At 44.0% G+C, this 24,416-nt stretch carries 10 protein-coding genes; 7 read left to right on the forward strand and 3 right to left on the reverse strand.

Annotated features, from left to right (window positions below):
* Positions 1–165 precede the first annotated feature (165 nt).
* From SYJ56_RS05075 to SYJ56_RS05105, 7 genes are all read left to right on the forward strand, one after another.
* Entirely contained in the window at positions 166–3,177 is a 3,012-nt protein-coding gene (locus tag SYJ56_RS05075) for a SusC/RagA family TonB-linked outer membrane protein (RefSeq protein ID WP_323832552.1), read from the forward strand.
* Positions 3,178–3,195: 18 nt separating this feature from the next.
* Positions 3,196–4,749: a RagB/SusD family nutrient uptake outer membrane protein gene (locus tag SYJ56_RS05080; RefSeq protein WP_323832553.1), complete on the forward strand. Its 1,554-nt coding sequence runs from the start codon at positions 3,196–3,198 to the stop codon at positions 4,747–4,749.
* 155 nt (positions 4,750–4,904) lie between these two features.
* Entirely contained in the window at positions 4,905–7,457 is a 2,553-nt protein-coding gene (locus SYJ56_RS05085; RefSeq protein WP_323832554.1) for a cellulase family glycosylhydrolase, read from the forward strand.
* 49 nt (positions 7,458–7,506) lie between these two features.
* Positions 7,507–8,832, forward strand: coding sequence for a serine hydrolase domain-containing protein (locus tag SYJ56_RS05090; protein ID WP_323832555.1), 1,326 nt, complete (start codon positions 7,507–7,509; stop codon positions 8,830–8,832).
* Positions 8,833–8,948: 116 nt separating this feature from the next.
* Entirely contained in the window at positions 8,949–9,887 is a 939-nt protein-coding gene (locus tag SYJ56_RS05095) for a poly(ethylene terephthalate) hydrolase family protein (protein ID WP_323832556.1), read from the forward strand.
* Entirely contained in the window at positions 9,857–11,896 is a 2,040-nt protein-coding gene (locus SYJ56_RS05100; RefSeq protein WP_323832557.1) for a glycoside hydrolase family 53 protein, read from the forward strand. The genes SYJ56_RS05095 and SYJ56_RS05100 overlap by 31 nt, the downstream gene beginning before the upstream one ends.
* A 54-nt stretch (positions 11,897–11,950) precedes the next feature.
* Complete coding sequence (locus SYJ56_RS05105) at positions 11,951–12,952, forward strand: alpha/beta fold hydrolase (protein ID WP_323832558.1); 1,002 nt, start codon at positions 11,951–11,953, stop codon at positions 12,950–12,952.
* Positions 12,953–13,745: 793 nt separating this feature from the next.
* On the opposite strand, the gene SYJ56_RS05110 is transcribed toward SYJ56_RS05105, so the two are convergent.
* From SYJ56_RS05110 to SYJ56_RS05120, 3 genes are all read right to left on the reverse strand, one after another.
* Complete coding sequence (locus SYJ56_RS05110; RefSeq protein WP_323832559.1) at positions 13,746–16,652, reverse strand: glycosyl hydrolase 115 family protein; 2,907 nt, start codon at positions 16,650–16,652, stop codon at positions 13,746–13,748.
* Between the two features lies 1 nt (position 16,653).
* A complete protein-coding gene (locus SYJ56_RS05115; RefSeq protein ID WP_323832560.1) occupies positions 16,654–17,394 on the reverse strand; it encodes a rhamnogalacturonan acetylesterase in 741 nt (246 codons plus the stop codon).
* A 363-nt stretch (positions 17,395–17,757) separates the two neighbouring features.
* The gene (locus SYJ56_RS05120) at positions 17,758–24,204 is read right to left on the reverse strand and encodes a LamG-like jellyroll fold domain-containing protein (protein ID WP_323832561.1); all 6,447 of its coding nucleotides are present in this window, start codon (positions 24,202–24,204) and stop codon (positions 17,758–17,760) included.
* Between the last annotated feature and the right edge of the window lie 212 nt (positions 24,205–24,416).

Genomic DNA, 24,416 nt, shown 5'->3' on the forward strand with positions numbered 1-24,416 from the left:
GTCCCGCCCACAGGAAAACCTTCTCAAGCGATGTCAAAAAGGCCATAATGGGCTAAAAATAAAAGTTTATGTAAGGAAAGTTAAATTTTTCCGACTGGACAAAATTTACATTTAAACCTGCACAAGCTGCAGTTTTATATTCAATTACCAAAAACCCAAAAGCATATGAAGAAGCAATTACTAGCTTTTTATTGGATGATGCTTTTATCCGTATCGGCATTTGCGCAGATAGAAATCACCGGGCAGGTGAAATCATCGGATGGAAGCGAAGCATTTCCAGGAGTCTCTATTTTAGAAAAAGGCACCACAAATGGTACAGTTACCGATTTGGAAGGTCGCTATTCCATTTCTCTAAGTGCGGAAGATGCCATTCTGGTATTTTCATTTGTAGGATATGAGTCACAGGAAATTTCTGTCGCAGGAAAAAATATAGTGGACGTTGTTATGGATCCTGATATCCAATCACTCAGTGAGGTAGTTGTTATTGGTTATGGAGAGGTGGATAGAAATGATGTGACCGGTGCGGTAGCTACCTTGGGTACCAGGGATTTCAACCCGGGAGTTACGACTTCTCCCCAGGATTTATTGACCGGTAAAATGGCGGGTGTCAACGTCACAAGCAATAACGGTGCTCCCGGTGCCGGTTCGCAAATACGGATCAGGGGAGGTTCATCGCTGGGAGGAGCTGTAAATGATCCCTTGATTGTGATCGATGGATTCCCAGTTGATGATGGTGATATCAGCGGACTTTCCAATCCACTTAATACCTTAAACCCTGATGACATTGAGTCTTTTACTGTTTTGAAGGATGCTTCAGCAGCTGCTATCTATGGATCAAGAGCTTCTAATGGCGTAATTATCATCACGACTAAGAAGGGAACATCTGATCGGTTAATGGTCAATTTCAACTCGCAGATTTCATTAAGTACCCCTACCAATTATGTTGATGTGCTTAACGGAGATGAGTATCGTGAGTTGGTAAACGGCTTGAATGAGTCAGGTTTCAGTGGGATCAATGATACTGCCATCGCAAAGCTTGGAAACGAAAACACAGATTGGCAAAAGGAGATTTTTCGTTCGGTCGTATCTCAGAATTATAACCTCAGTGTCAATGGCTTGGCCGCCGGAATGCCATTTCGGGCCTCTTACGGATTTACCGACCAAAAAGGGATACTAAAAACTACCGAAACATCAAGACATACCCTTTCGCTGAATTTGACTCCTTCTTTTTTCAGCGACCATCTGAAGGTTAATGTCAGCGCGAAGGGCACACTGGCCAATACGAACTTTGGAGATCAGACAGCGGTGGGTGCTGCGGTGAATTTTGATCCTACACAGCCTGTGTACAATGGCAATGAAAGGTATGGAGGGTATTTTGCTTATACTACTACCACACTTGCTGATGGAAGCGTTGATCCTGAGGGGCCAGCCAATACGTTCATCAGTAATCCGGTATCCTTGCTTGAGTTAAGAGAAAATGTTGCGGATGTAAATCGGTTCATCGGTAATGTACAGTTGGATTATAAACTTCATTTCTTTCCTGATTTGAAGGCAAATCTTAACGTTGGAATAGATAAAACAAGTACTGACGGGGTGGATAATGCACTTCCGGGATCCACTTGGACTTATCGTAACTATACTGGGGGGAATGGGAGATTGGTGGATTATACCAGTGCTTCGGATTCAGAGCTTCTGGAATTTTACCTGAATTATAATAAGGCCTTTGACCTCCACAACGTGGATTTTGTAGCGGGTTATTCCTGGCAGCATTGGCAGCGGGAATCAACGCGGTTTGATCGAAACACGGACGGTGATCAAATAGTTGAAAATTCTCGCTATATCGATGAAAACTATCTGATCTCATTTTATGGCAGGTTGATTTATTCCTTTGATGAGCGATATGTGTTTACAGCTACCTTGCGTAATGATGGGTCTTCGAGGTTTTTAGGTGATAATCAATGGGGCTTATTCCCTTCTTTGGCTTTCGCATGGAATCTTCACAATGAGGAATTTTTCAGTGCAATGCCAAGTATTTCCAATTTGAAGCTTCGACTAGGATACGGCGTGACCGGTCAACAAGGGCTTTCACCCACATTAGGTGATCCTTACTATCCTGCTTTGGCAAAATATCGACGAAGTATTGAAGGAGCCTACGTGCAGTTAGGTGATCAATTTTTCAATACACTGAGACCTTCAGCCTATGATGCCAATTTAAAGTGGGAAGAAACCACTACGTATAACTTGGGTTTGGACTTTGGTTTGTGGAATGACAAGCTTTCAGGAAGTGTGGAAATTTACCAAAGGGAAACCAAGGATCTGTTAAACAGAATTCCAATTGCAGATGGTAGTAATTTCAGTAACTACCTGATTACCAATGTAGGGTCTATGGAGATTAAAGGTGTGGAGTTTTCTCTAACAGGAAGACTGATCAGTACTTCTGATTTCACTTGGTCGGCGGGTGCCAATTTCACTTATAACAATAGAAAAATCACGAGGCTAAACAAGACTGAAGACCCATCTGATCCGGGTGTGCTTACTGGTGCAATCGGAGGAGGAGTAGGGAATACCATACAAATCCATACCGTAGGTTATGCACCTAATTCATTTTACACATTTGAACAGATTTATGACAATGATGGTAACCCTATTGAAGGGGAGTATGTAGATCGTGTTGGTGATGGTGGGCAGGTGATCAGCAACCAGTTCAATAAATACCACAACCAAAATCCCAATGCAGATTACCTTATTGGCATCAATTCCAGACTGAATTACCATTCTTGGGATTTTTCCTTCTCAGGGAGGTTGAGTTTAGGGAATTATGTTTACAACAATGGGCTTGCTGCCAATACGCTAGGGGGGCTTTATGCCACTTCATCTAATGGCTACTTTACAAATATCCGTAAAGAGGCAGCCGATATCGGTTTTGTTGTTCCTCAATACTGGTCGGACCTATATGTCCAAAACGCGTCATTTTTCAAGATGGATAATATTAGTCTGGGTTACAATCTAGAAAGCATCTTAAATGGTAAGGTGAAAGCACGGCTTAGCTTTACTGTGCAAAATGCTTTTATTATTACTGATTATCAGGGGATTGATCCCGAAGTTAATAACGGTATTGATAACAATCTGTATCCACGGCCGAGAACCTATCTGTTAGGCATCAATTTTAATTTCTAAACCCAAAATTTCTGAATAATGAAAATTATAAAAATAGTATCAACGATTGTGACCTTTGGGAGTTTGATTTTGGCTTCCTGTGTAGGGGATCTGGATGTAACTCCATTGGATCCCAATGTCGCGGTTTCGGAAAATGTCTACAAGTCTACAGCTGATTACAAGGAAGGCTTGGCCAAGCTGTACGCGACCCTAGCAATCAGTGGACAAAGGGGACCCGATGGACTTCCAGACATTGAAGGGATTGACGAAGGGTTTGGTAACTACCTCAGACAATATTGGAATCATCAGGAACTGACCACCGATGAGGCTGTACTTTCCTGGAATGATGCAACCATCAAAGATTTTCACTCGCAAACCTGGACTGCTACCGATGGTTTTATTGCAGCCATGCATTCCCGAATAATGTACACAGTGGCGCTATGCAATGAATATATCCGCGTTACTACTGACACTGAGGAGGAGGAAGTTATGCGTTTTCGTGCAGAGGCCAGATTCTTAAGGGCTTTGGCCTACAGTCATGGAATCGATCTTTTTGGATCTATGCCATTCGTGACTGAGGAAGATTTGCCTGGTGCTTTTTTTCCGCAGAGGATCACCAGAGTAGACTTGTTTGCCTATCTGGAATCCGAATTGAATGAAATTATGAACCAGCTTGGTCCAGCCCAATTTGAATACGGAAGAGCTGATCAGGGTGCTGCGGGAATGTTACTGGCCAAGCTTTATCTAAATGCTGAAGTATATGCAGGAGAAGCACGCTATGCAGACTGCATTGCTGCACTGGAACCTGTACTCAATGGGCCTTATCGTATTGCTGATCAATACCTTCACAGTTTTGTAGCCGACAACCATACCAGCCCGGAAATGATATTTCCACTCACCTATGATGGAGTCCAAACTCAAACATGGGGTGGAATGGTCTATATTCTGCACGCCCAAATAGGGGGATCCATGAACGCAATAGAGATGTTTGGTACCAGTGATGCATGGTCCGGACTCCGGACTACATCTGCCTTGGTCAATAAGTTTGATCTGGCTAAAGACGCCAGAGCTTTGTTTTGGACGGATGGACAGAGTTTGGAGATTAGGGATATCGGCGTGTTTTCAGATGGATATGCGATTACCAAATTCAGGAACCGGAAGCTTAATGGCGATCTCTCCAACTCTAATCACAATGTACAGGTAGATACTGACTTCCCGCTTTTCAGACTTGCGGATGCTTACCTGATGTATGCTGAGGCCGTGCTGCGTGGTGGAGGCGGGGACAAGTCACAAGCCTTGACTTATGTGAATTCGCTCAGAGAGCGTGCATATGGAAATGCTGCAGATAATATCAGCGATTCCCAGTTGACGCTGGATTTCATTTTAGACGAAAGAGGCAGAGAGCTTTATTGGGAAGGTCATAGAAGAACGGATTTGATCCGGTTTGGCCAGTTTACTGATGGGAATTATGTGTGGCCGTGGAAAGGGAATGTAGTTGAAGGAATTGCCACGCCTTCATACAGAAATGTTTTCCCCGTTCCGGCAAACCAGTTGACAGCCAATCCTAACCTTATTCAAAACGATGGTTATTAATTCTAAAAGTATAGGAATCTTCCTTTTGGAGCTGCCAGTTTCTGCTCCCGTAAGGAAAATGTTTACAAAGTTCTTTTGATTTAATCTAATGGGTTTCCGGATTTCCGGAAACCCTTCCTTTCCAAATTCCCGGAATACATGGGTATATATACATCATGAAGCATTTTACAATTCGTTCTATAGTATTTTCTCTGTTTATCTTTTTTCTGCCCAACAATGCTTTCTCTCAAAACAAAGACGTGTATGTAGACCAAGAAGGCATTATGCGGTGGCCTGACGGAAAAGAGGTTTATGGCTTTGGCGTAAACTACACTGTTCCCTTTGCCCATGCTTTCCGCACCGCCAAAAAACTGGGCGTTGATCCCAGAGAAGCGATGGAGAATGATGTCTATCATTTTGCACGTCTTGGATTTGATGCTTACAGAGTTCATGTCTGGGATACAGAGATCAGTGATGAAAAAGGGAATTTGTTGGAAAATGAACAACTGGATCATTTCGATTACCTGATCCAACTGATGAAGGAGCGGGACATGAAGTTTTTACTGACACCTATCGCCTTCTGGGGAAATGGCTGGCCTGAGCCGAACGAAAATACACCCGGATTTTCCCATAAATATGGTAAAGAAGGGTGCTTAATTAATCCGGATGCAATAGAAGCGCAGGCAAACTATCTCCACCAATTTTTGAATCATGTGAACCGATACACTGGCCTTGCCTATAAGGATGATCCGGATGTGATAGCCTTTGAAGTCAGTAATGAGCCTCATCATGATGAATCAGCGGAGAAGGTTACAACTTATGTAACCAGAATGGTTGATTCCATGAAAAGTACAGGTAGCGAAAAACCGATTTTCTACAATGTAAGCCACAGCATTCATCTGGTAGATGCGTATTACGAAGCCGAAATAGATGGCGGGACATTTCAATGGTATCCTACAGGATTGGGAGCGGGAGAAGAAATTGGAGGAAACTTGCTTCCCAATGTAGATCGGTACACCATACCTTTTAAGAATCATGAAGGTTTTAGAAAGGGGGCCAAGGTGGTCTATGAATTTGATGCAGCTGATGTAGGAAGGTCTTATATCTATCCCGCCATGGCCAGAAGCTTTCGTACGGCAGGGATTCAGTGGGCTACGCATTTTTCTTACGATCCTACCTACATGGCCTACGCCAATACAGAATACGATACGCACTATATGAATTTGGTATTTGCACCTCAAAAAGCCCTTAGTCTCAAAATAGCAAGCGAGGTTTTTCATGAAATGCCCCTGTATAAAAACTATGGGAATTATCCTGACAATCCTCAATTTGACGATTTTAGGATCAGTTATCAGGATGATCTTGCTGAATACGTAGGCATCGATAAGTTCTTTTATACCAACGATACCAAATCTGTTCCGCAAGACATTGACCAATTGAAAGAACTGGCAGGTTATGGGAATTCCCCGGTGGTGAACTATGATGGCTTGGGAGCTTATTTTTTGGATCAATTGGAAGAGGGGGTATGGAGACTGGAAGTGATGCCGGATGCCTTCTGGATTGATAATTTGTTCGGGAATAATAGTCTGGATAAGAAAGTTGCCGATGTGCAATGGAATCAACGGACAATGAGCGTCAATATATCTGATCTCGGGAAGTCATTTACTGTTCATGGGCTTAATGAAGGAAATGAAACCAGCCTCAAAACCGGTGATGGAAAGTTTCTTATTCATCCCGGATCTTATCTCTTATATAAAGATGAACAATCGGGTAATTGGACAGCAGAAAGTTCTTATAAAAACATAAAAATAGGAGAGTATTATGCTCCTATTTCTACAATCAAGGGAACCAATCTGCTACACCGGCCAAGCACTGAATGGGCGGAGGGTAAAGCGTTGAAAATATCGGCAACGGTAATCAGTGAGCAGGAGATAGCAGAGGTGAGTCTTTATGCTTTCGTTGATAATAGACCTAGAAAGTTTCCATTGTTGGATCAGGGAAGAAGTCAGTATGAAGTGGGGGTGCCGGGAGAATTGCTTAAGAATGGATTTTTTAAGTATCACCTAGTGGTCACCACTCAAGAGGAAGAACTTACTTTCCCATCAGGAATCGAAAGCAATCCGACTAACTGGGATTTTTATGCAGATCAGGCCTTTGAAGTCCGGGTCTTACCTGACCCCTCCGCTATCTATTTATTTGATGCAACACGGGATTTTGAGCTGTTGAATATGCTCTGGTCCGAAGGTGTCAACTTGCTTCCCTCTGCTGATCCATCCAAAGCTTCTCTGGATATCAATTTGGATGAGCTGCCCACAGACGATGGTCATATCCAGCCTAATTATGCTTTTCGCTTATATTTTGGAGATAAAGTTAACGGTAGAAAGGAATCTCTGACCAATGCAACTAAGTTGGTGGTGACAGGTCTCTCCAAAGAAGACAGTCCTAGGGGAATAGAAGTATCCCTGCTTACGAAAGAAGGTGTTTCGTATGGGGGAACAGTAGTTTTAGGAACGGTGTCAGGAGAATATATCCTAGATTTAAAAAGCTTGAAACCTACTGATTTGATTACATTACCACGTCCATACCCAGGGTTTTTGTCTTATTATTTTGAACCTGGGACGACTTCTATGCAATTCGATAATTCTGAAATAGAAGTTTTACAGGTTTCTATCTCACCGGGGAATAAGCCAGGGGCAAAATTGTCCATAAAAAGTATTCACATTGAATGATACAACCTCTTCAACAGATAATATTCAACTAACCTAACCCAAAGCATCCATGAAGTTAAACTCTAAATTTTTATTGCTAATCCTGCTACTAATAAATGCTCAATTTTCCTGGGGGCAACAGGGGAAAGGGGTTGATCATTTTAATCATAATCCAAGCCTGTCATCGATAGGAGTGGACTCTGAAAAAATCAAGAACATAGATTCCTTGTTGCAGGCTTTTGTAGACCAGAAAAAACTTAACTGTGTTACCGCATTTGTGGCAAAGGGCGGAGATGTACTTTACCATAAGGCTTTTGGGATGAAAGACATTGAGAAACAACAACCTGCTGGCATAGACGATTATTATGTTTTGTTTTCCCAGACCAAAGCAATTACCACTGTCGCTTTTATGACCTTGGTAGAGAAGGGCTTGGTTGCTGTAGATGACCCTGTTTCAAAGTATTTCCCTGAAATCCCCAACGAAGTCGTGACGAAGGTTAATGAAGATGGTACTTATGAGACCCGTCCAGTGGAAAATCCTATGACATTCGCCCATCTTATGTCTCATTCATCGGGATTAAATGCCGGCTTAGTACGTGAAATACGCCGTGCTGAGGGGAGTAAAGACGGGGCTCCGGCAGGCTTTGGAGGTGCAATGCCTGATGTTATCCCTGCCGGGCAACATAGTTTTGGGGGTGATTACAACTCAAAATTTCTGGAAGATGAAATGCTTGCACTGGTAAAATATCCGCTGGGTTTTGACCCGGGATCGGAGTGGAATTACCACGTCAGTTCCAACATGCTGGCTTATATGGTAGAGAGAATTTCCGGTCAATCTTTGCAAGCCTATGTGAAAAAAGAAATTTTGAAACCTCTAGGAATGCGGGATACCGATTGGTATTATCCTGCTGAGGCATTGGATCGCTTTGTCAAGCCGTACACTGCGGAAGGCGGTAAGTTAGAGCCCGGCTCAACTCTTTATGCAAAAGGTGCTGTAAGTGAATCAAAAACTTATGCTGAGGGAGCAATTGGGCTAAATGGTCCGATTGAGGATTATGCCAAATTTTGTCAGATGCTATTGAACAAAGGTAAATTCAATGGTCACTGCATACTAAAGCCTGAAACTATCGATCTGATGACCACAATTAATCAACTTCCGGAGGAGAATTCAGGAGGTAAGGGTTTTCAATTTGGGTTGGGATTTGAGCTACACAATGATCTGAAGAAGCCTGTTCCGACTGTTTCAAATTCAGCGTTTGCATGGGGTGGTATGTTGGGTACAGCCTATATTATAGATCCAGAAAATGAGCTGATTGCTTTATTTTATATGAATATGTACAAGACAGATCCTTTATACATTTTGTTTTTGGAACAAGTATATAGCTCGTTTGAATAGTGGTTTTATACTAAGCAGGAAGGCTGTAAACGTGCAGTTCTTGCTTAAATCTTATTTTAATTTCAACTCAATACCGCTACCAAGGCGGATATACTAACATGCAAAATATACTAATGATGAATAAGATAATTACAGAATCTGATCGGTTACTAACCTTCAGAAAACCGGTGAATCACATCATGATGGTGATAATGCTGTTGTCTTACGTACTTACAAATCCTTTAATGGCTCAGGAAGGAGAATCCAGAGTTGTGGAAGATGGAGGGACCGGAGAGTACAGCGCGATCATGGAATTGGATCTTTCACTGCCTACGCATACTGTTTTCAGACCACAGGATTTGGGTCCGTTCGGTGAAAATGAGAAATTGCCCATAATAGCCTGGGGGAACGGTGCCTGTGCAAATTCTCCATGGGAACATGTGAACTTTTTGAGCGAGGTGGCGTCACATGGTTTTTTGGTTGTGGCTATAGGACCTATGCCCGAGGAAGGGGAAAGAACCAATGAAAAATCCCTTTCTTCTCAGTTGATTGATGCCATTGACTGGGCAATAGCAGCGAATGAAGATAAAAATAGCCCGTATTATGGGAAATTGGATATCGCAAATATAGCCATGAGCGGAATGTCATGCGGAGGATTACAGACACTGGAGGCAGCTCCAGATCCCAGAGTCACTACTGTAGTGGTGTGCAATAGTGGTATTCTGGCTAACCCTGGACAAGGAATGTCGGGTATGCCTAGTCTAAATAAAGACCATTTGAAGAAACTGCATTCTCCCACCTTGTATTTATTGGGTGGCGAGTCTGATATAGCTTATAACAACGGGATGGATGATTTCAATAGAATCGACCACGTCCCTGTCTTTGTGGGAAATATGGATGTGGGCCATGCCGGCACTTATGCTCAAGAGCATGGAGGGGAATTTGGACGGGTCGCTACTGCATGGTACTTATGGCAGCTGAAAGGAGATGAGAAGGCAGGGGGATTATTTAAGGGAAATCCCAGTGGACTATCCCAATCTCCCGAATGGAGGGTGCAAAAGAAAATGTTGCCTTAATCAAATCTGAATCAAAAGAACTAAACATGATGACCCGAAATTACTTGTTACAACTCAAGAGTTTAGCCTTGTTAGCTCTTGCTGTATTTTGCTTTAGCTGCAAGGAAGACATAGGACATAGGATTGGAGCGGATATATCATTTGTCCCCCAGCTGGAAGCGGATGGAATGTCATTCTATGACGTGAATGATAAGGAAAAAGATATTGTAGAATTATTGTCAGATCATCATTTCAACACTATCCGGCTGAGGATTTTTGTAGATCCAAGAGCGGCGAACGGATATTCGGAGAAGGGCTTTTGCGACCTTGAGCATACTATAGCCATGGCCAAACGCATTAAGAGAGCCGGAATGGAATTTACACTGGATTTTCACTATAGCGATACTTGGGCAGATCCTGACAAACAATTCAAACCGTCTGCTTGGGAAGGTGTTTCTGGAAAAGCCCTCGAAGACAGTGTATATCGATATACCAAAGATGTGCTTCTTGCTCTTGATGAGCAGAACGTAGCTCCTGATCTGGTCCAGATTGGCAATGAAATCAACCATGGGATGATTTGGCCTGAAGGCAAAGTGATGGACTATGCCACTGAATCCGATTGGGGGCAATTGATGGGACTGTATAAGTCAGGCCAAAAAGCAGTGAGGGAAGTGCTTCCTGATTCGAAAATTATGGTGCATTTGGCCTTGGGTGGCCAAAATCGATTGTCCCGTGAGTTTCTGGACAAGATGGCAGAGCATGGTGCCGAATATGATATAATAGGCTTGTCATACTATGAGAAATGGCATGGAACCTATGATGATTTAAAAACCAATCTTTATGATCTGGCTGCTACCTATAAAAAACCGATTGCCATATGTGAATACGGAGCAGATCAGAAAAACATTAAAATCATCAATGATATTGTCCACTCTATTCCAGATGGATTGGGCTATGGGACGATGGCCTGGGAGCCCACCCGTGCGTTTTTTGATAAAGAAGGAAAAGCTTCAAATGAATTGTTGACAATGTACAATCAACTCTACGACGACTATTCTGATCCTGATTTCACACCTGAAGTAGAGGCCCCCTTCATTAGAACCGTAGCATTAGATAAACCGATAATCGGTGCGGATATTTCCTTTGTACCTCAAATGGAAGCTAGGGGAACTACCTATTCAGACAAGGGTATTGAAAAAAATGTCGTGGAAATATTGAAAGACAATCGCTTTAATTGGATCAGGCTCCGCTTGTTTGTGGATCCTACGGCAGAGAATGGATATTCCAAGGAAGGCTATGGGGGATTGGAAAAGACCTTGGAAATGGCAAAACGAGTAAAAGCTGCAGGGATGAACTTTTTGTTGGATTTTCATTACAGCGATACTTGGGCTGATCCTGCAAAGCAGTTCAAGCCTGAATCCTGGGCTAATCTTGAAGGCTCTGCACTGGAAGGGGAGGTCTATTCCTATACCAATGAGGTAATTAACCGATTCATTGAGGAAGGAGTTGCCCCCGAAATGGTACAGGTAGGAAATGAAATCCACAATGGTATGATATGGCCTGATGGAAAGATAGAAGGGGACTCTGCAGAGTCATTCTCAGTGCTACTAAGATGTGCCAGTGCGGCAGTTCGTGCAGCTGATCCCAATATTAAAATTATGATTCATATCGCTAAGGCGCATGATTTGAAAAATTCCATCAAGTTCTTTGACAAGATCATAGCAAGAGACGTGGTGTTCGATGTCATTGGTCAGTCCTATTATCCAGAATGGCATGGGGAGCTTGATCCTATGGAAGCCAATATGATCGAACTGGCGAAGCGCTATGAAAAACCCATTGTAATCGCAGAGTACAAAGAACATAAAAAGGAGGTGAATGAAATCATCAAAAACCTCCCCAATGGTCTAGGAGTCGGTACCTTTATTTGGGAAGCGACCTCTCCGCAATGGGGGGATCTTTTTGACAGAAATGGAGCTACCAACGAGAATATGGAGATTTACCACGAATTCTATGATACCTATAGTAAGTGAAGTATTATCGAATAAATTGAATGATTCAATATAACCTTATAACTTATACAACTTATGAAAACTACGATTTCTTCCTTTAATTTTAGAAGCCTGACTAGCGTAGGAATACTTGCTTTAGTCTTGCTTTTGTCTTTTCCCTTGAGAGTTTTTGCAGCCGATCCTCCTGGTATTCCTGAGGGCTGGTCAGAAAATTACATCTATGTGAATGGCATTCGGGTGCATTATTATCAAGCTGTTCCCGCTCCAGACAAACCTGTCATTGTAATGGTCCATGGAGTCACGGACAACGGACTTTGCTGGACCACCCTAAGCTTGGAATTGCAGAAGGATTACAACATCTATATGCTGGACACCAGAGGACATGGCCTGTCTGATCCATTTACTTCTTCTGATGATGGAGAGACTTTGGTAAAAGATGTGGTGGGCTTTGTGAAAGCCATGAACTTGGAGAATCCTATTCTGGTGGGGCATTCTATGGGAGCAGCCACAGTGATGCGGGTGGGGGCCGAATATACTGACTTGGCCAAAGCAATAGTCATGCTTGACCCATTTGTTTCCCGTCCTCCTGGGAGTGGTGCTCGCCCTACAAATTCACCGGCCCGAAGCAATCAAGAATCAAACAAGCAGAAAGAAACTGAATCAAAAAAAATCTCGATAAATATGTTTGGGGATCCTGAAACTTTAGTGAAACAGAACAACTATTCATTCGATGAATTGGTGGAGTTGGGCAAAAAACAAAGCCCAAAATGGGATCTTATGGATATACAATATTGGGCTCTATCCAAAAAACAATACCACGGTGCCTATACGGCTGAACAGCAGCAGGCGATGAGCGGTACGATGAGAACTGAAGATGCTTTGCAAAAGATTCAGGTTCCGTCAATTATTCTTAAGGCTGACACCAATGCTGAGGGTAAAAAGGCAAATGAAGATGCGGTAGCCGGTTTGGATAATGTAAAACTTATGCATCTGGAGGGGACAGGCCACAACCTGCATCATGATGATCTGGATGCTACGGTAAAGGAGATCAATGGCTTTTTATCCAACCTTAATTAAGTATTGCTTTAGAAGCTGATAAGTCACGGGTGGATTTGGCAATTGAGCAGCTGTCATAGGCTTCTTATTCGAATTTCCGTGATTGAGGACAGTCTTGGGATTTAGCAGCAGGGCGTTTTTGTTCAAAGTTAAATTTATTATAACGGACGTAACGTAGGACAGGAAAAACCATAATTTTAGACAACCATAAACAGCAATTCCCCCACTACTGTCCCTAAGCCCTGATAATTTCCTCACTATTTAGCCTAAAAAATATGGATAACTTTCGGGTTTTCATGCAATAAAAAAATACCTACATAGGGTATTTTTTTATTGTTTAAAATCCCTTTCCTGCAATAACCATTTAGTAGAGAACTACGCCAACTTTTATAGCACCCTTCTGGACATTCCCCCAGAACCCATCATATTTGAACTTGATAGACTAATGATACCGCTACAGGTCGCCCTCTTCTTGTGGAGAAAGCCAGTCCCGATACGGAAGCGCGTCGGCAGAGGGGTGAGGTAGGGAAGCCAATTGAAAATTGGTCAGGATAGTCGGGTAGGACATACATAGCCTATGGGAAAGGTTTCTTCCCAAGCTTCTGCTGGATATGTGTACTAGAGTTTTAGATCCTGGGTATCGTCTTCCGTGCATGGTGCACAAGAGCAGACTACAGACTGGATGCAATCCAAATATTGCGGCTATGAAAATTGATATTGTATCTATTCGTCAGATTCAAAAATAGGCATTAGTTGGGTGTTAACAATTAGAGTCTATGGATTATTGGTTACAAGCTGTATTTTAAAACCAAACTCATTCTACGCCGGGGATTTCTTTTGACCCGAAATACGAATCTACTTTTTCACCTTCTTTATTCATCACCATTTCTATTTTATCAAATACCACCCCCGGGTCAATCATGGTGATTTTTAGGCGGTGTCTCCCAGTTTGCGGAATGATTACTTTGGTTTCTGCAATGTTGGCGGCTTTAAGTACGTTCATACTCCATTCCTCGTTGTGTTCATCCATGACTTCTTTCAGAGATGCATCTACCACGATCGGTTTTCCATCATCAATACTGACAGCAAATCGGAGTTTGTAATCACTATTTATCGGTTGGGACGGTAAACAATAGAATCGTAGGTTTACCTCCCCGGATGACATAGTAAAGAACTCATATGACAGAGACGGTGCTCGTTCATTGAATACCTCGAAGGGGCTGGCTGTTATCGGAAAGGTGCCCACCGCATCATTTTGTCTTCCCAATCCCTGTATGAGCTTCCATTGATTGTCTTCGTCATTTTGAGCTTTATTGAAATGCTCTGCTTCAATTGAGATAACGCCATTGTCTTCTACGAATAGTTGCTGTCCGTCCTGTAAATCTGGTTTTTGTGCCTCCACCTGTACATTGTAAACCGCCTTTCCCACCTTCAACTTGATGGATGACGTTTCCCTGCGACCGACTGGTATAAGTGACCAGTCCATTGAGACCCATATGCGCTCGTCAGTAGAAGTTTTTCCGCTTGTTGACGAGATTTGAACCCATGGATCTTTGGCTTGAGCCATCCACTTTAATGGTTCGTGTCCAGCATTAAACACATCAATGAAATATTGCCGATCAGTGGATGAAAGAAAGGTGGGTAAAGATACTTTAGTGTCTTCCGGTTCAATAGGTTGGGAAATTCCTTCAGGAATAATTCCTCCTGCTGTTTTTTGAGTGGGCTTAAAACGCCCAACCTCTGGCATGTCAAAAACAGGAAGTTCTCTCGGGTTATAATCCATCATGTGCATCCACTTCCCATTATTTTGCCGGTTGTACCGGGTGGTGATTTCCTGTATCTGCCCATATGCTTCCTTAGCTTTTTCTGCATATAAGTTGGCGCTGACTCTGCCTTGTTGGGTATAAACACGACTCTTGTAGGCATAAAGTAGCTTTTTGTTCATATTGGAAGCTCCTAATACCTTATAGGCTACCAGCTGGTAAAAAGCATCTTTTAAATATTCAGGTAATTCCTTCTGCAGGACTTCAACCTGTTCCTCCAGTTTGTTATAAGCATCTATTCTCTGCTGCACCTCATCACCATTATTAAGTAGGGAAAATTCCGGGTCTTGTATCGGAGTGTTAGGGTATACCCCAGTCCATCCCATATGCTCCGGTTTGCGGGAAAAGCCCAACTGAAAATAGTCAGTGAGAATCTCACCGATTTCCTCAGCGTAGGCATCACCAAACTGCCTTGCAGCAAACCGGGTATAATATGAACTCAAATTTTCCGGTGAGAACTGATCCGGGTTCCAGGCCATCTCCAGGAAAAAGTCCATGCCGATTTCATTAGGTTTGATATCTCCCACGTTTACGATCCAGATGTCTTTGGCATCACTCTGATAGGCCTTGTTCATCTCTTCCCAGATAAGCGACACCGGAACGGACTCCAGCCACAGGTAATCATGGGGTCTCCCCCAATAAGATATGTGATAATAAACACCTGCTCCTCCGGATCGTTTACGTTCGTCAGCATTGGACAGCTGGCGGATATAGCCATGGTTGTCATCTGGCCAGACAAGGGTTACATCATCGGGAACTTTGGCGCCGTCGCTGTAAACTTCCAGAACTTCCTTGTAGGGAACGAATGCCTGTGGAATGTCCATTACGTCTTTTTTCAGCGTATTTTTCAGCATTTCTCTTTGATCGCTGATAATTGTTTCCAACATTTCAACTCTTTCCTCTTTGCTGAAATTGCCCTGCATTCCTGAGTCATGGATTCCCCGCATTCCAAGCGTGACGATATAGCGGTCCTCTTCGTCCAGTTCATCTATCCGCTCCTTCCAATATTGCTTAACCGCATCCCGGTTGGTGGCATAGTTATATTCACCATATCGATTTTTATTCCATTCCCCTACATTGTTTCTAAGCATTGGCTCGGCATGGGAAGTGCCTACAAAAACCTGATATTTTGCTGCCATTTCCTTATTACCTGGAATGGTATAGAATGCTTTGGTCGAAGGATGCATGGCCGGCCAGATGGCATTGGCTCTCAGCCGCAATAGCAACTGAAAGATTTTTTCATAGGTTTTGGGACCAATGTCCCTTATATCCGGTTCGAAGGTCTTGGCAGCCCAGGGCTGTAGGCCCCAGTCCTCATCATTGAGAAAAATGCCTCTGTACTTCACCTTAGGGGCTCCCTCCACAAAAAAATCCTCGGGGAGTTCTAAGATTTCCTTTTTTTCAGGAGAAACATCTGCCCACCATACCCAAGGTGAAACGCCTATCATGCGGGATATTTCGAGCAAACCATAAGCAGTGCCTCTTGGATTACTTCCCACCACGTACAGTGTCTTATTACCATTCCCAGCATCCACATTCCCTTTGATACAATAACCTTCCCATTTTGATTTCAGCACGTCCACATCTATTCCTGATTCCCTGCTTTCCAAGTCAAATGAACTGTTTACCCCAAAAGTTCCTGCCTTTATCTGATACTTAGCCACACTGTTATGGACTATTTCAGGCAATTGGCCAGAAACACTGAAAACATCTTGGGCAAATATAGCCGCAGCTGTATGGACGACAGGTGCTTCTTCATTGTCCAAGACGATTTGTGACGTAATTTGCGGTGAAGTGATGATAAAGGGTTCCTTATTTTGTGCAAATGACATATTTGATGTCAAAAACATAGAAACCCATATGATAAGCAGGTATTTGGAGATTGTAGCAAGTTTCATGTTATCTATTGATCTGTTTATTTTTTTTCAAAGCTAAATCCGTATCGGCGATCGCCTTTGCGAGTGCTTCTGCCATTACTGTGGCTCCCAAATCACTGAAATGAGTATCATCAACAATGCCCTTGGAATAATTTGGACATTCATTGGGAGCACAGTGCAAAAAGAGTTTTTCGGATTCTTTTTGACCGTACTGAACCAGAATTGCCATACTTATGGTATGCATATCGATGAGCGTCACACCGGTCTCCCGAGCAACCAGCCTTACAAGGGAAGCGTATTGTCCGTGCGTATCGAAAAAATTGCCCTCATCATCAAACCGGCGGCGACAGACAGGCGTCAACAATACCGGATGGGCTTCTTTCGACAGTGTTTCTGAAATGAAACGTTTCAGGTTGGTTTTATAATCCTCTGGCGTGGAGTAACTGGCCTTTGTTAGTATTTCATCATTATGCCCGAACTGTATGAATACATAATCACCTTTTCCAAGTTTTGAATAGACCGAATCCCAACGGTTTTCTTCGATAAAGGTACGTGTGCTACGACCGTTGACCGCATGATTCCGCACAATGACATTCTGGTCAAAAAACTGCTCAAATTTCTCGCCCCAACCTGTTTCCGGACGTTTGTTCTCTTCTTTAGGTGCACAGGTACTGTCACCGATAAGGTTTAGTGTAATCTTGTCCCGGGGTTGGCAACATGTCAGCACGATTGATAATAATACGATTAAATTGTATTTATCCATTATTTCATTTTATCATGTAAATAGATTTTCTCCAAACTTCTCCTCTCAACGTTTGGTGAGCCTATCCAAACTTCGCATGGATAGGTTCACCAAACAAATTAAGTTTTATTCTGTTATTATTCGAAAGGTTGTCTCTGGAAGATCTTCAGATCTTACAATTACTATTATTATAGGTTGAAATAGAGTTTCCGGCAAAAGAAATCCCTCCGGTCTCCATAGTCCAGCCCCAATAATTTCCCATTACCAATTACTTCCATAAAAACTGCTTTCCGGCCTGCTTTGTAACCTCTCGTCACACTACTGTCTTTTTTTATAGAACATGCCATAGGACAGTCTTATTGTCTGGAATAGGGGATGGACAAGCTATTCGATCAACAAGGATTTGACAATGACACTATCATTGAAAAATACCTTGACTACATACACTCCTTTGTTAGCCGGATATAGGGAGAACTCCTTCTCATATACCTCAGAGGTTTTGATTTCTGAGGAGTTTGTTGTCAGATTTCCCAAATTGTCGTAAACATAGATTTCTACAGTACCGATCTCACCAGAGCTGAGGCGGACATTGAATTTTCCATCACTGGGGTTAGGGTATGCCAATACTACCACCTCTTCACCCGAGTTCGTACTCCCGTTATCCTGCAGACCATCATCCAAAGGCTCAGTTCCATAAATCAGTACTCCTTGATAATACACTGTGATATGATCGTTTTCAGCCAACGGAGCTTTTGGCTTGTAAGAATGGTCATCCGACTCGTCAAAATGGGACCAATCTGATTTTGCAATCCTAAACTGAATTTCACCGGAAGTACTCAACGGATGCAATAATCCCATAGCCGGATCAATGCTCATTTCAAAATATGTATTCACTCCATCGAGAGAAGGATCCAATTTCGCAAATGATCCCGAAATATTCGAGATGCCCAACCTGGCGTAGTCGATCCAGTAGTTCAATTCCGCCTCGCTATCTTTAGTAAACCAATATCGGATGAGCAAATCCCCATATTCCACTGGGATATTCCCTACATTGCGCACTTCCAGGGTGGAGTGGATAGTACTGGTGCCGGTATTCGCATTTTTGTTTTGTGAATACACCTTCAAATTCAGTTCCTGCGATACAGTTTCAGGTTCTGATCCCCAAACCAAATAGCCATTTCTGTACAGGGTGATATAGTCATTTAAAGTATAAGATGAATTAGGTCGATAAGAATAGTCATCCGACTCATCAAAATTTGACCAGTTAGAATTGGTCAATCTGGACTGGATAGGCCCTGAACCTGAACCGGGGATTAAATTGCCCAACGAAGGATCAAATCCATATTCAATGTATCCATAGGCACGATTATGTGGTTCTGATAAGGACTCATATTTCATTGAAATCTTATTGCCACCGAGCTCGGCATAGTCGATCCAGGTATTGGTACCTGCATAATTTTCCGCTGTGAACCAGTAGCGGATTGTTAATTCACTATAGGCGACATCTATGCTGTCGTTGTTAACAAGCTGTAAGTATGGCTTAATGCTATTGTTTGAAACGTTTCCAGCGTCGCCATCTTTGTGCAAGACTTCGAGATCCAGCGGCAATACTGTGAAGTTTTGAGCGACCGGTTCAGCAGCACGATACAGGCTATCACCGTCCTGTTGAGCGATGATTGCAGCAACACCGACTCCAGTAATATAGACCGTATCACCAACAACTTTAGCCACAGAGGAATCTGAACTGGTAAAGTGTACTGGCAAACCAGACGAAGTATGAGCTTCTATTGCAAAACCGGCATCACCTATTGTTTTCTTTACCAAAGGATCAAAGCTGATGACCTGCTTTATCTTCATGGCTTCTGCTACCTCTTCAGCACTCAACGCCCGGTTATAGATCTTGAACTCATCGATGGAACCGTTCAGGTACGGATCAACAGCATTCTGCCCCTTGCCCAGGTAGTTATTGGTGGTAAAGCCCAGGTTTGAAGGACGGAAGGTAAAGTTGGTATTGGAAGCTACAAGATTCCCGTTAACGTACATTCTGGCCGTATTGCCATTCAGCGTCACTGCTATGTGCGTCCAGGTATCCAGTGGCCATGCATAGTCATAAGTTACAATCTGCTGAGCGGTCTTGCTGGTTTTAATACCAAACCGGATAGTAGATTTTTCATTTTTCACACCTGTCTGTGGGGTCAGGTACATTGAATTGGCGTTCTCTGTGCCAAAATCAAATATGCGTATCCAGGTAGAGATGTCATCCAGTTTTACCCAGGTGGCTATCGTGAAATCATTAGTAGTTTTCATAAGACCGCCAGGAAGTGTGACATAATCTCCACTACCGTCCAGGAGCAAGCTGTTGTCCTCTATGCCATCAGACCAGCCGGCGTCCCCATGAAGTGTTCCATCACCATTGGCCCACGAATCAGCAGCTGTTGTGCCGGCTGTTTCATCCATCTTCCAGTAGCCTAACTTACCCGACAAAGCGCTTTTTACTTCGTCAGAGTTGTCCGATTCTATATTATTTTCTTTCACTGCTGAAACCACATAGTAATAAACCTCATCGTCTGTAAGCGTGGTATCGCCAAATGATGTAGCAATAGCACTCCCGATAGTCGTATAGGGTCCACCGCTTTCTGTCGCACGTTTTATATTATAGCTGCTTGCACCTGGAGATTCGGTCCAGGTCAAGGATACCTGCTGCGTATCGCCGGAAACAGAGAGAACAGTCGGTGGAGCTGGGGGCAATAGATCTCCGACCATATCTGAAATCTCTGCTTCGCTCAAGGCTCTGTTAAGGATCCTGAAGTCATCGATAGCACCTTTCAGATAAGGATCCTGTGCATTCTGCCCTTTACCGAGGTAGTTATTAGTAGTATTGCCCAGGTCTGAAGGCCGTTTGGTAAATTGAGTGCTGGAAGCTACCGGCTCCCCATTAAGGTACATTGTTGCCGTATTGCCGCTTAGGGTCACAGCTATATGTGTCCAGGTATCCAGTGGCCAGGTATAGTTATAGGATAAGGTTGGGTATCCACTCGTGGTCTTAATGGCAAACCGGATGCCTTCGCCGGAAGTAGAGGTCTTCGGGGCCAGAAACATGGAGTTGTTGTTCTCGGTACCAAAGTCAAAAATACGAGACCATGTTGCTACTTCGTCTAATCGCACCCAGGTTGCTATGGTGAAATCCTCGGTGGTTTTCATCAGACCTTCAGGAAGGGTGACATAGTCGCCACTGCCATCCAGGAGCACGCTGTTATCCGCTATGCCTTCAGACCAGGTGGCATCTCCATGGAGTGATCCGTCACCATTGGCCCAGGAATCAGCAGCGGTGGTGCCGCTTGTTTCATCCATCTTCCAATAACCAATTTTACCCGACAATGTGCTTTTCACCTCGGCAGAATTGGCTGACTCTCCATTTCCGTTCACGGATGAAACTACATAGTAGTAAACCGCATCATCTGTAAGTGTGGTATCACTAAATGAGGTACCTGTGGTACTTCCGATGGTCGCATAGGGGCCGCCAGCTTCCGACGAACGTTTTACATTGTAGCTGGTCACTTTTAATGATTCGGCCCAGGTTAAGGATACCTTTTGGGTATCGCCGGTAACAGAGAGAATAGTTGTTGGAGTTGGAGGAACCAGGTCGCCAACCAAATCTGAAATCTCCGCGCCGCTCAACGCCGCGTTATAGATCCTGAAGTCATCGATAGCGCCTTTCAACATCGGATCATCGGACTTCTGTCCTTTGCCAAGGTAATTATTGCTGGTGTTGCCCAGATCTGAAGGCCGCTTGTTAAAACCGGTGCTGGAAGCTACCGGCTCCCCGTTGAGGTACATCGTTGCTGTATCGCCGCTCAGGGTCACAGCTATATGCGTCCAGGTATCCAGTGGCCAGGTATAGTTGTAGGATAAGGTTGGATATCCACTTGAGGTCTTAATGGCAAACCGGATCCCTTCGCCGGAAGTTGAGGTCTTTGGGACCAGAAACATGGAATTGTTGTTACTGGTACCAAAGTCAAGAATGCGGGCCCATACTGCTATTTCGTCTAACCGAACCCAGGTGGCTATGGTGAAATCACCATTTACCTCGCTCATAATTCCCGAAGGAAAGGAAACATATCCACTGCTGCTTCCATCAAGGCTGACTGCATTATTGACTACACCGGAAGTCCAGCTTGCACCGCTGTGGAGGGTACCGTCGTTCATGCCCCATGAATCTCCGGCAGAAGTACCACTGGTTTCATCAAAATTCCAATAGCCTAACCTTCCGGGAGTGGCGCTTACTTCTTCTGAATCCTCCGATTCCCCAAGTTCGTTTATAGCAGATACCACATAATAATAAGTAATAGAATGATTTACATCGGTATCACTAAATGAAGTGGTATCTAGACTGGAAATGGTCGTATAGGGTCCACCGCTTGCTGTTGCACGTTTCACATTATAGCTTGTCGCACTTAAGCTTGCATTCCAGGAAAGGTTAATTTGCTGTCCTGATACCGACTCAGCGGTTACTTTTTCAGGTGACAGTGCAATAGCTAATTCAGGTGTAGCACTTATCTCCAAAGAGTTGACACTCTCTCCGGAAAGGTTTCCAGCCGATACCACATAATAATAGGTCGTCCCATTTTCCAAACCATTATCTGTATACTGGGTGGCATTCAGGTTTGTAGCCACCACTTCATAGGGACCTCCGCTAGCTGTAGAGCGCTTTAAGGTATAGCTGGAAGCAGCGGGTACCTCATCCCAATTCAGCGTAATCTCGGTATTGCCGTGAGAGGCCGTAAAGTTGGCAGGCACCTCCGGTGCAATACCATCAAGTCCTGTAATAGCGACGTGATCAAACCGGGCAGTATTCAGAGAAGTGGTATTTCCGGAACTGTTAAAGAGGCCCACATAGACATCAGTACCCATTTCGATGGTGCGGCTACCTACTTCAAACCACACATCTTTATTGTTGGACTCATACACAGTGAAGGTATTTCCTGTCCGGGTAATCCTGAACCAGATATTCGGGCGCCATGTATAGCGGTTTCCGCCTATCCATTCCATGTTTGCTCCTGTCCCGGTACGTGCGCCCATTCCAGCAATACGCCAACCAGCATCACCTATTTTCATCAGCACAGTTTTAGCATCAGGATCCAGGGATTCACGGATCATGATCCCTGTTTTTTGCACTCCTCCAAAGTCTGCTATTCTCGCTGTGAGGGTTAGGTCACCTGAAGCGATTCCATAGGTGAATCCGATGGCATCGGAAGTTTCGCCAACGCTACCGGCTCCCTTGGTGATAAAGGTGTGTCCGGTATTGACCGACGCATAGCTTGCCTCCCCTTCAATGCTCAGATTGCCTATATCCGCTCTGGCCCATCCTACAGGCAACTCTTGACCTTCTTCCATAGGAGTAGCGGCGACCTCTGCGGATTCAGGCCCGTCACCAGCATGGTTATTGGCAGAAACTACATAATAGTACGTCGTGCCGTTTTCCACATCGGTATCGGTGTACGACGGGTTCGTTCTGCTTGTCCAGGTGGCTAGGGTAGTGTAGGGTCCGCCAGGGCTTGTGGCACGTTTAACTGTATATCCTTTGGTGTCCATGGCTTCAGCTGCATTCCAACTCAGTTCCACGTTGCCAATTCCTTCTTTTGCAATAAGACCTTGAGGCTGGCCGGGAGGCATTGTAAAGGCGAGGGGGGATGAGGCTGCATCCAGCGTAAAAGTGAGTGTACCATGCCCCAATTGATCATTAGTACTGTTCGCAAACCTCATGATTTGTGCCATGGCCTCAACATGAGGCGCTTCCAGCCCCTGTTGCACTACATAATGGTTATAGACGATTTCCCAAACAGGTTGATCATGGTACTTTCCCAGGGCATTGCTGCTTATCCAGCGGTGCCTGCGGTTGGAACAGCTGTTGTATTCTTCAAAAAATGGTGCTTCGAGTGAAAGTGCGCCGGTACGGGCCACGTATTCTGCGCCTTTCAAAAATCTATTATTGTCATAGCCATACAGGTCCACTCCCTGGTTCCAGGCCAGTTGGCAGATATTGGCCATCAACCCGATACCCAGCAGGGCATGTGACTGATCCCTTCCAGACTCCTGCCATTGACCAAAATTTCCCTGGACAAAAGGAATAGCGTTATGGATATTGCCAGCCCCTACGCCATTCTTGAAATACTCAATGCCTTCATTGAAAATATCCCGGTCATCCACAAGGATACCGATGGCAAGCAGTGCGGAAACATTGTTCAGATCCCAATTGGCCCAATAGTGCGTCGGGCAGGCCCCCTTATGATTGGTAAGAAAATCGCGGCTTACAGGGTAGAAATACTCCTTCATCATGAACTTGAATTTCTCAAAGTCCTCCGGAGCCCAGCCCTCATAGAGCCTCATAATCTCCGCACCCATGGCCATCGCAGTAAAACCAATACCTCCCAGCCCCAATATATCCGTAGTTCCTCCTGAGGGTATCTGATTAACGGTATTGGCGTAGGCCATGTATATGCTTACGGCCTTCTCAGCGTGTGCCACATCACCGGAGATATACCAACGGAGAGCATTCAGATAAGCCGCCTGTGCGTCTCTGTTCATGTTCTGCCGCTGATTGGCATTTGCCAAGACGCCTCCAGACATGCCATATGTGGAACTTGATTTCGAGTCAGAAACCAAAGTATTCCAGCCTTCTATCCAGGGGCTTTCACTGACGGCAACTTTGTCCCTCATCCTGTTGAGGTCGTCCAATGTATGGAGGCCTCCCGGATGCACAAATGTTTGCGATAGGGTACTTCCCGTAAACGAGGAAAATAATAGTAGTATTATAAATAATTGTTTTATCATGGTTTTATTGGGTTTCGATGTTAATCTAATTTTTTAAGATCGACAGTCGCTGATACAGCAGTCAAATCCAGATCCCCCCAGGTGCTATCCAGTTGTTGTCTATAGGCATAATGACAAATTGCCGTAAAAGTGTATACTTCATGAATTCGATTGGTCATGACAAATATTCGGGACTTTTGCGAATACATGTAAAGCATGAAACTGCATGAACT

This window comes from Algoriphagus aurantiacus (genome assembly GCF_035156405.1).
GTDB lineage: Bacteria > Bacteroidota > Bacteroidia > Cytophagales > Cyclobacteriaceae > Algoriphagus > Algoriphagus aurantiacus.

What these genes read in the sequence shown, in the direction of transcription:
- SYJ56_RS05080 (WP_323832553.1), top strand. Translation starts at nt 3,196, where the DNA reads ATGAAAATTATAAAAATAGTATCAACGATTGTGACCTTTGGGAGTTTG.
- SYJ56_RS05110 (WP_323832559.1), bottom strand. Translation starts at nt 16,652, where the DNA reads ATGAAACTTGCTACAATCTCCAAATACCTGCTTATCATATGGGTTTCT.
- SYJ56_RS05115 (WP_323832560.1), bottom strand. Translation starts at nt 17,394, where the DNA reads ATGGATAAATACAATTTAATCGTATTATTATCAATCGTGCTGACATGT.
- SYJ56_RS05075 (WP_323832552.1), top strand. Translation starts at nt 166, where the DNA reads ATGAAGAAGCAATTACTAGCTTTTTATTGGATGATGCTTTTATCCGTA.
- SYJ56_RS05120 (WP_323832561.1), bottom strand. Translation starts at nt 24,204, where the DNA reads ATGATAAAACAATTATTTATAATACTACTATTATTTTCCTCGTTTACG.
- SYJ56_RS05100 (WP_323832557.1), top strand. Translation starts at nt 9,857, where the DNA reads ATGGAGGGTGCAAAAGAAAATGTTGCCTTAATCAAATCTGAATCAAAA.
- SYJ56_RS05105 (WP_323832558.1), top strand. Translation starts at nt 11,951, where the DNA reads ATGAAAACTACGATTTCTTCCTTTAATTTTAGAAGCCTGACTAGCGTA.
- SYJ56_RS05090 (WP_323832555.1), top strand. Translation starts at nt 7,507, where the DNA reads ATGAAGTTAAACTCTAAATTTTTATTGCTAATCCTGCTACTAATAAAT.
- SYJ56_RS05085 (WP_323832554.1), top strand. Translation starts at nt 4,905, where the DNA reads ATGAAGCATTTTACAATTCGTTCTATAGTATTTTCTCTGTTTATCTTT.
- SYJ56_RS05095 (WP_323832556.1), top strand. Translation starts at nt 8,949, where the DNA reads ATGAATAAGATAATTACAGAATCTGATCGGTTACTAACCTTCAGAAAA.